Raw genomic sequence first — 1,237 nt, forward strand, 5'->3', positions numbered from 1 at the left:
CGTCAGTGTCAGGCCTTATTAAGGAGTTTCACTGTGTATTAGCTCAAACTCGATCTGACAGTTACCGGTTATTTATACAGGTATCTGTCAGGTTAAATCTGGTTCAGATTCTTTTCTGCCCAGAGCCGTTTTCCATCCAATAATGTCTCCATTGGTGTACGTCCGCAGCACATTTTACCCTGATGAGTCCGTTCATGATTGTAATGCCATAGCCAGTTGTCCAGATCTGCCTGCAAATCCACCATATCACTGTAAAGCTTCTTGCGGAAAGTGATCTGATAAAACGCCTGTAAAATCGTTCTGTGGAAGCGTTCGCAGATACCATTCGTCTGGGGCGATCTCGCCTTGGTTTTCGTATGGTCAATATCGTTGATAGCCAAATACAGCTCATAATCATGATGCTCTACGCGACCACAGTACTCGGTTCCCCGATCGGTCAGTATTCTCAGTGTCGGCAATGCCTGAGCTTCATAGAACGGCAAAACACGGTCATTAAGCAGGTCTGCGGCAGTGATCGGCGTTTTGCTCGTATACAGCTTACAATGGGCAACTTTGGAATAGGTATCCACAAAGGTTTGTTGGTAGATACGCCCCACGCCTTTCAGATTACCGACATAAAAGGTATCCTGTGACCCCAAATAGCCCGGATGAGCCGTTTCGATTTCACCACACACTTCATCATCCTGGGCTTTTTTCTCCAGCGCGGCAATTTGGGCTTCGTTCAGAATAATTCCTTCTGTAGCGACTTTCTTTTCTAACGCTTTCAGTCGCTTGGGGAAATTTTCCAAATCATGCCGTTGCCAGATAGAGCGAACCCCGCTGCCGGAAACAGAAATCCCTTTTTGACGTAATTCATTACTGGCCCGGTGCTGTCCATGCGCAGGAAACTCAACCGCATATTCGACTACCGCCCGTTCGATAGCTTCATCAACCCGATTCTTCAGGTTGGGGACACGGCGATCTTGATTAATCAGGGCATCAAGGCCGCCTTCGGCCACCAATTCCTGGTAACGATAAAAGGTATCCCGTGAAAAGCCCATTATTTGGCAAGCTTTCGAGACATTACCGAGTTCTTTAGCGAGATTGAGCAAACCGGTTTTGTGTTTGATAATAGAGTTGCTGGTATGAAGCATGAGAGTTACCTCGTATTTTGTATAAGGATTCGATACCCATATAGCAAAGTCGGTAACTCTCAACCTTTCAAGGTCCTGTGTCAGATCAAATTGTGACTAATACA

1 protein-coding gene is annotated in these 1,237 nt (G+C 46.2%); it reads right to left on the bottom strand.

The genetic code is table 11. The annotated features are described in order from the left end of the window. Positions 1 to 92: 92 nt before the first annotated feature. Positions 93 to 1,133 (bottom strand): IS481 family transposase, encoded by a 1,041-nt coding sequence (locus tag ABLA85_RS16280; protein WP_367965418.1) that lies wholly within the window; start codon positions 1,131 to 1,133, stop codon positions 93 to 95. Positions 1,134 to 1,237 lie beyond the last annotated feature (104 nt).

Source organism: Xenorhabdus sp. SGI246 (assembly GCF_040838225.1).
GTDB lineage: Bacteria > Pseudomonadota > Gammaproteobacteria > Enterobacterales > Enterobacteriaceae > Xenorhabdus > Xenorhabdus indica.

What these genes read in the sequence shown, in the direction of transcription:
- ABLA85_RS16280 (WP_367965418.1), bottom strand. Translation starts at nt 1,133, where the DNA reads ATGCTTCATACCAGCAACTCTATTATCAAACACAAAACCGGTTTGCTC.